Genomic DNA, 7,203 nt, shown 5'->3' with positions numbered 1-7,203 from the left:
CGTTCTACTTAAGTCCGGCCTAACAAATTTTTCGGACTCCACCGACCAAGCCCTATTACTGGCTTTGAAAGAAAAATTCTCAGCCGGCATTTTTTGTTACTTTTTGATGCCAAAAAGTAAGAGCCCTCCGGCGGCGGTGAGCCGAGGCAAGGCTGTGCTGTATGGCATAAGAAATCAGTTACGTCATTCATATTGATTTTTAACCAATAAATTATCCCTCAGAATGACAAATCTTTAGAATATACTTTTAAAAGTAAGCAGGCAGGACAGGCCGATAATCAAACCTAAAATCAGTCTCGAATAGTATTCCCGTATAAAAAGCCCGCATAAAATGAGGAGATCATCATCTAAATTGGAGTGTAACAAGCCATTTCCACTTGAAGAATTGAACAAGATCTGTTTATCCTGATGATTATTTAAAGACCATCGCCTTAACCAGCTGTTTTGAAAAGTCCAGTCGAAAGCTTCGCCAGAAGCCAAAACTACCCTGGCTTGAAAATGCAGCCAGTCGTAAGTGATTATCGCTAAAACCCCTTTCTGATTGTTTAATAATTTAGTTTCAGGTTTAGAAAACCCTTCACTTTTAAACATATAAATACCTGCTTGCGTAGTCGCTATTGCTGAATTTTTCCATGAAATAAAATTCAGCGAAAATTTTAACGATCCGTTGCTGAATACCTGATAGTTACTGTCAAATAAACCTTTTCTCCAACTTAATACCTGTTCCATCCCACAAAGATTTAATTTTATATGTTAATGATGTCGAAATGTCGATGTGGTGATAATCGGGACGATGCAGGCCATCACGAAAACGGTCTGTCTGTTATAAACCTGTTTAATAAACAAACCCGCAATAACCAATAGTTTATTATCAGTATCAGAAGATATTGCCCCACTATTGCTGCTGGATGTATACCTAATATGCTCGTCTTTATAATTGCTTACCGTCCATTTCGATTTCCAGACGCCTGTTGATTTCCATTCATATTGACCTCCGTTGGTCAGGCTGATTAATGCTTTTGATTTCCAGCAGTCGTAAGTAATAATTGCAATCACTTTATTTGTTTTCCGGTCGATTATCCTGGTTTTTGATTGCCAGAATCCATCGCTTACAAACTGATAGTTTTGATCTTCAAATGTACTTTCGGCATTACTCTTCCACATTCCGAAAGTGATTGCCCCTTTTTGCAGCCCGTCTACAAATAGTTGAAAATTTCCGCTAAGCCAATCGCTCTTCCAGTTGATCAATTTCGACATTTTATTGCATTTTATTTTAGATGCAGTTGGGTTAAAGATGTTACATCAAAAAAGTGCCTATTGTTGGTAAGCACTTTTTTCAGTTAGCAGTTTTCAGTTAGCAGTTTTCAATTGGCAGTTAACCGATTAATCAATTGGAACAGTTAACCGATAAATTAGAAATTCGGTTTAAGTACATATTTATCGTAGAAACGGAAAATATGTTCTGCGGCTTCTTCTGCCGTATCAACCAATCTGAAGAGATTTAAGTCTTCTTCGTGGATATTATGTTCTTTTTGTAACATGGTTCCTTTAATCCAGTCGATGAGTCCACCCCAATAATCAACTCCCACCAATACAATCGGGAAACGGGCAATCTTGCCAGTCTGGATAAGCGTTAAGGCCTCAAATAACTCATCCATAGTGCCAAAACCACCTGGTAATACCACAAAACCCTGGCTATATTTCATAAACATTACTTTGCGGACAAAGAAATAATCGAATTCCAGTAATTTGTTATGATCGATATATTTGTTATGGAACTGTTCAAATGGTAATTCTATGTTTAAACCTACGGATTTACCTCCATTGGTATGCGCACCTTTGTTACCTGCTTCCATAATACCGGGACCACCACCAGTAATTACGCCATAACCTCTATCAGTTAGTAATTTACCGCACTGTTCGGCCAGTTGATAATATCGGTGGGTTTGGGCGGTACGGGCAGAGCCATAAATGGTAACACACGGACCAATTTTGGCCAGTTTTTCAAAACCGTCTACAAATTCGGCCATGATTTTAAAAATTTGCCAGGAATCGGTTACTTTGATTTCCTGCCAGTCTTTATTTTCAAAAGCACTTCTAATTTTTTCTTCACTCGTCATATACTGTTATTCTAATATTAAAATTTGGTTTGCGCATCCGTTTTTTTGCTGATGAACAACAAGCCTGTAAATGTGATTAAACCGTTAATTAAAATCAGTTCTACACTAAAAACATACCCGCCCAATAACCTGGCCGAATTGCTTGCAAGCAAGTAACATAAAAAAGGCGATAATAAGCAAACTATTGGCACTAATTTATCGCGTAGACCACGTTTTTTTACAAACAATCCAAAACTATATAAGCCTAAAAGTGGTCCGTAGGTGTAAGAGGCAATAGTGAAAATCAAACTCACCACTGATGAACTGTTCAACGCATTGATGACAATAATTACCAGGAACATCAAAATAGAAAAGACGATATGTACGGTGTGGCGTTTTTTTACAGCATCTTTAGCATTCACATTTTCTGCTTTAGCCATGCCTAAAAAATCGACACAGAATGAAGTAGTAAGCGCCGTTAGTGCCGAATCAGTTGTGGCAAAGGTGGCCGCAGTTAAGCCCAGCATAAAAATAATGGCCGGAACGGAGCCTAGGTTGTTTAAAGCAATTTCAGGGAACAATAAATCCGTACGTGGTTTACCTGTAATATGATCTAAAGGAATATCGATGCCATTTTTTGAAGCAAAAATGTATAATAATGCGCCTACGCTTAAAAAGAAAATGTTTAAGATGACAAATACACCAGTAAAGGTGAACATATTTTTTTTTGCTTCCTGGATAGTGCTCATGCTCAGGTTTTTCTGCATCAGGTCCTGATCAAGGCCGGTCATGGCAATGGTTACAAAAATACCACCGATAAACTGTTTGCTGAAATAGAATTTATTGGTTAAGAAATCATTTAAAAAGAATATCTTAGAATAACTGCTGTTCTTTACCGTTTCGAATGCTTGTGGGATACTGAAATCAAGACTATGGCAGATAAAATAAATAGTAAGAAAAACCGAAAGCACCAGGAAGAAAGTCTGCAAAGTATCGGTAATGATAATGGTTTTCAACCCACCTTTGAACGTATATGACCATATGAGCGCCAACGAAATAAGTACCGTTAACCAAAATGGAACGCCATAATTGTCGAAAATAAAGCGTTGCAGCACGATTACAACGAGGTATAACCGGGTTGCAGACCCTAAAGTGCGGCTTAATAAAAATATTGAAGCGGCTGTTTTATAGCTATAATAACCTAATCTTTTTTCAATGTAGCCATAAATAGAGGTGAGGTTCATACGATAGTAAAGCGGGAGCAGAACAGTGGCTATGATAATAAAGCCAACCGCATTACCCAGCACAAACTGGAAATATTGAAACTGGTTTCCACTGGGGGCGCCAACTTCACCCGGTACAGAAATAAAAGTAACGCCCGAAAGTGCGGTTCCAATCATTCCGAAAGCTACCAGGTACCATTTAGAATTTCGGTTGGCAACAAAAAAGGTGCTATTGTCTGACGATTTTTGAGAGGTTACAAACGAAATGATAATCAGTAGCAGAAAGTAGCCAATTAGAAAACACAAGAGGATAGTTGGTGACATAGTTTTGTTTTTAAGCTGATAAATGTAAAGAAAACTATCAAATCAAGCAATATTCTTGTTAGTCCGAAGTCGGAAGTCCGGAGTCGGAAGTCAAAACAGCCATAAACCATGATCAGGCACTTAAATAAATATACAGGTGATCAATAAATGTTGTTCAGTCTTCAATTTGAAATTTGCAGTTTCCGTTGGCTATGAACTACCAACCAGTGGACTATTGACTAATAAACCAATATCCAGTTTTCAGTTGGCAGTTTGCCATTCTCAGTTAACCAGTTCAAACCATTAAACGATTAACCACTGATTATTGAACCAATGAACCTTTTTATCTATTTTTGTATCATGAATTTTTCATCCAAACTGCTCGAAGATGCGGTAAACGAATTCTCAAAACTTCCGGGTGTAGGGCAAAAAACAGCTTTACGTTTGGTATTACATCTTTTAAATAAGGAGCAGGAAGAAGTAAATCAGTTTGGTAATACCTTTATAAAACTTAAACAGCAGATTAAACACTGTAGTACCTGCCACAATATTTCTGATTATGCAGTTTGCGAAATCTGTACCTCACACAAGCGAGATAAAGAAACCATTTGTGTAGTAGAAGATACGCGCGACGTAATGGCCATTGAAAATACAGGCCAATACTTTGGCGTTTACCATGTTTTAGGTGGTTTAATTTCTCCAATGGACGGTGTAGGACCTTCTGATCTGTTTATTGAGGGGCTGGTTGCCAGGATGGCGGTAGGAGGGATCAAAGAAGTGATTTTGGCCCTCAGTCCGAATATGGAAGGCGATACCACCTTGTTCTACCTTTATAAAAGACTAAAAGAATTTAATGTACCGGTTACCACCATTGCGCGCGGAATTGCTTTTGGAGGTGAACTTGAATATACCGATGAAATTACCCTCGGCCGATCGATCATTACCCGCGTGCCTTACGAAACCGCGATGATGAAATAAGTCAGTATCAAGTACAAAGTATCGGGACTCATATTATTTGCATACATCTTGATACTTGATACTCACTACTTAATACTCACTACTTGATACTCACTACTCGATACTCATTACCTGATACTAAATACTTACTACTAAATCTTGATACTTAATACCTACAAACACAAATGAACCTAAAAAATAAAGTAATCATCATCACCGGGGCGTCCAGCGGAATCGGAAAAGCCTGTGCAGAAGAATTTGCCAGGCGCGGTGCCGATTTGGTCTTAGCTGCCCGTCAATACGTTACTCTTTGCGAAATTACTGCTGATCTGGAAAAGAAATACGGCATCAGGGCGGTAGCGGTTCAGGCCGATGTAAGTAAAGAAGAAGATTGCGAACTGATTATCAAACAGGCTTTAGTTTCGTTTCAGCAGATCGATATTCTGGTTAATAATGCCGGTTTATCGATGCGTGCCCTGTTTAACGATCTGGATCTATCGGTGCTTAAAAACCTGATGGACGTGAACTTTTGGGGAACCGTATACTGCACCAAATATGCTTTGCCGGAGATTTTAAAAACAAAAGGGACAGTTGTAGGGGTATCATCTATTGCCGGCTATCGTGGTTTACCAGGGCGCACAGGTTATTCTGCCTCAAAATTTGCCATGAACGGTTTTATGGAATCTTTACGTACCGAATTGCTTAAAACCGGCGTAAATGTAATGGTAGCCTGTCCGGGGTTTACGGCCTCCAATATCCGGGTTACGGCTTTAGCAAAAGATGGCGCTGCACATGGCGAAACGAGTATGGATGAAGGTAAAATGATGTCTTCAGAAGAAGTTGCAAGAATTATTGCCGATGGTATTGAACAGCGGAAACGCACTTTGGTGATGACCAGACAAGGGAAACTGGCCGTTTGGATGAACAAGCTGTTTCCGGCTTTTGTAGATAAAAAGGTTTTTGATTTGTTCGCGAAAGAGAAAAATCCGTTAATTAAGGCTTAAGGTAGAGGGTTTAAGGCGTAAGGTAAGTAGAATAGCATATTGCGGTTAGAATTTGGCCTTGCGGCTGCACAGTTATGTTGGCGGTTTAAGCTAAAGTAATTGTCAGTCTGGGCGGAGTCGAAGACTTAGTACTAATTGTTTAGCGAATTGCCTTATCCATTCTAGATTAAATAGATCCTGAAATAAATCCGGTAGCTATTGGATCAGGGTGACGAATCATGGGTAGAAGTGTTGGGGGTATAGATAAAGAATTTAAACTGTAAAGCTAATAGATTAGCGGATGTGCTTGGTGCCTATAATTGTCTTGATACCTGATACTTTCTACTTAATACCCGCTACTAACAAATCCACTATCACCACAATTTCGTTTATTAACCGTTGAGTTGAAAATCCTTTTTATGTACAAATCCCTTGTTTTATTAATGCTCTTTTTTCAAACATTACTTGCTACTGCACAGGTTAAAAAGGTAAAAAATATCAGTTATGCAGGCAATACTGATGAAGCCAATACACTGAATATTTTTTACAAAAACGACAGCATTAAAAATAAACCGGTTTTAATTTTTATTCACGGGGGTTCATGGAGCAGTGGCAAAAAGGAAACTTATTGGTGGCTGGGCAGGAACTTTGCGCGCAAAGGTGTGGTTACGGTAATCGTCAATTATCCTTTGGCACCCAATGCTCAGTATGAAAAGATGGCGAATGATTGTGCGTTAGCGGTGAAATGGGTTCAGGAGCATATTGCAGACTACAGGGCAAGCGCAGAGAAGATTTTTGTGATGGGACATTCGGCAGGCGCACATCTGGCAGAACTGATCAATGCCGATTCGAGATATTTTAAAAAAGCGGGTATTAAAAATCCGATTAAAGGTATCGTGCTGAACGATCCATTTGGTTTGGATATGGAGGAATATTTAACCACAGCCGAAAAGGACCATTTTTATTTCGATTTCATCCGGACCTTTACTGATAGACCTGCAGTTTGGAAAGTGGCATCTCCTTTGGAGTATGTAAACGATATTAAAAACCCACATTTGCTTTTTTACGGAAGCAAAACTTATGGTGCTATTAAATTACAGACCCCGAAATTATACGAAAAACTGAAAGCTAACCATGTGCCGGTAGAATTAAAGGAAATAAAAGGCAAAAGCCATGTACCAATGATCAGTCAGATGATTTTTGGCGGAAACCAGTTATACAAGGATATTTTAGATTTTATACAAAAGACATCTTTATAGGATTTGTCAACTTTCTTGCCTTTTTGCTATTAATGCCGACAAATCTGGATTTAAGGCGGAGTGGTTTTATTTCTTGCACGAACCCAACGTCCCTAAACCCGACAGCAGCGAAAATCCTTTTTGTTTACAGCAAACTCCAATATCCTGTCATGCTGAGGTACGAAGCATCTGCAGGCTATGAAAAAGATCCTTCGTGCCTACCATTGACGTTAATTTTTAATTATTTGATAATTAGTCACTTATGAGATATGCATTTCCATCCAACAAGGCCTTCGCACTGGGTCTCCGTTCTACTTAAGTCCGGCCTAACAAATTTTTCGGACTCCACCGACCAAGCCCTATTACTGGCTTTGAAAGAAAAATTTTCAGCCGGCATTTT

Annotated in this window: 8 protein-coding genes; 4 read left to right on the top strand and 4 right to left on the bottom strand. The window is 39.0% G+C overall.

Going from position 1 to position 7,203, the window contains the following annotated elements:
- Nucleotides 1-196, top strand: a 196-nt coding sequence (locus QZ738_RS03050) for a hypothetical protein (protein ID WP_293784383.1), incomplete at its 5' end; no start/stop codon positions are given.
- Between the two features lie 38 nt (nt 197-234).
- Here the strand turns inward: QZ738_RS03050 and QZ738_RS03045 are convergent.
- From QZ738_RS03045 to QZ738_RS03030, 4 genes are all read right to left on the bottom strand, one after another.
- Nucleotides 235-729: a hypothetical protein gene (locus QZ738_RS03045; protein ID WP_293784380.1), complete on the bottom strand. Its 495-nt coding sequence runs from the start codon at nt 727-729 to the stop codon at nt 235-237.
- Between the two features lie 24 nt (nt 730-753).
- Nucleotides 754-1,257: a hypothetical protein gene (locus QZ738_RS03040; RefSeq protein WP_293784377.1), complete on the bottom strand. Its 504-nt coding sequence runs from the start codon at nt 1,255-1,257 to the stop codon at nt 754-756.
- Nucleotides 1,258-1,412: 155 nt separating this feature from the next.
- Nucleotides 1,413-2,120: a TIGR00730 family Rossman fold protein gene (locus QZ738_RS03035; RefSeq protein ID WP_029278019.1), complete on the bottom strand. Its 708-nt coding sequence runs from the start codon at nt 2,118-2,120 to the stop codon at nt 1,413-1,415.
- Nucleotides 2,121-2,137: 17 nt separating this feature from the next.
- The gene (locus QZ738_RS03030; RefSeq protein WP_293784362.1) at nt 2,138-3,646 is read right to left on the bottom strand and encodes a sodium:solute symporter; all 1,509 of its coding nucleotides are present in this window, start codon (nt 3,644-3,646) and stop codon (nt 2,138-2,140) included.
- A 339-nt stretch (nt 3,647-3,985) separates the two neighbouring features.
- On the opposite strand from QZ738_RS03030, the gene recR reads away from it, so the two are divergent.
- The 3 genes from recR to QZ738_RS03015 all read left to right on the top strand — a co-directional run bounded on the left by recR (nt 3,986) and on the right by QZ738_RS03015 (nt 6,824).
- Complete coding sequence (recR, locus tag QZ738_RS03025; protein WP_293784359.1) at nt 3,986-4,603, top strand: recombination mediator RecR; 618 nt, start codon at nt 3,986-3,988, stop codon at nt 4,601-4,603.
- Between the two features lie 164 nt (nt 4,604-4,767).
- A complete protein-coding gene (locus QZ738_RS03020) occupies nt 4,768-5,586 on the top strand; it encodes an SDR family oxidoreductase (protein WP_293784356.1) in 819 nt (272 codons plus the stop codon).
- Nucleotides 5,587-5,984: 398 nt separating this feature from the next.
- Complete coding sequence (locus tag QZ738_RS03015) at nt 5,985-6,824, top strand: alpha/beta hydrolase (RefSeq protein ID WP_293784353.1); 840 nt, start codon at nt 5,985-5,987, stop codon at nt 6,822-6,824.
- The last annotated feature ends 379 nt before the right edge of the window (nt 6,825-7,203 follow it).

This window comes from uncultured Pedobacter sp. (assembly GCF_913776295.1).
GTDB lineage: Bacteria > Bacteroidota > Bacteroidia > Sphingobacteriales > Sphingobacteriaceae > Pedobacter.
The sequence above is the reverse complement of the archived record's forward strand: the minus strand, read 5'-3'. Positions and strand labels throughout refer to the sequence as shown.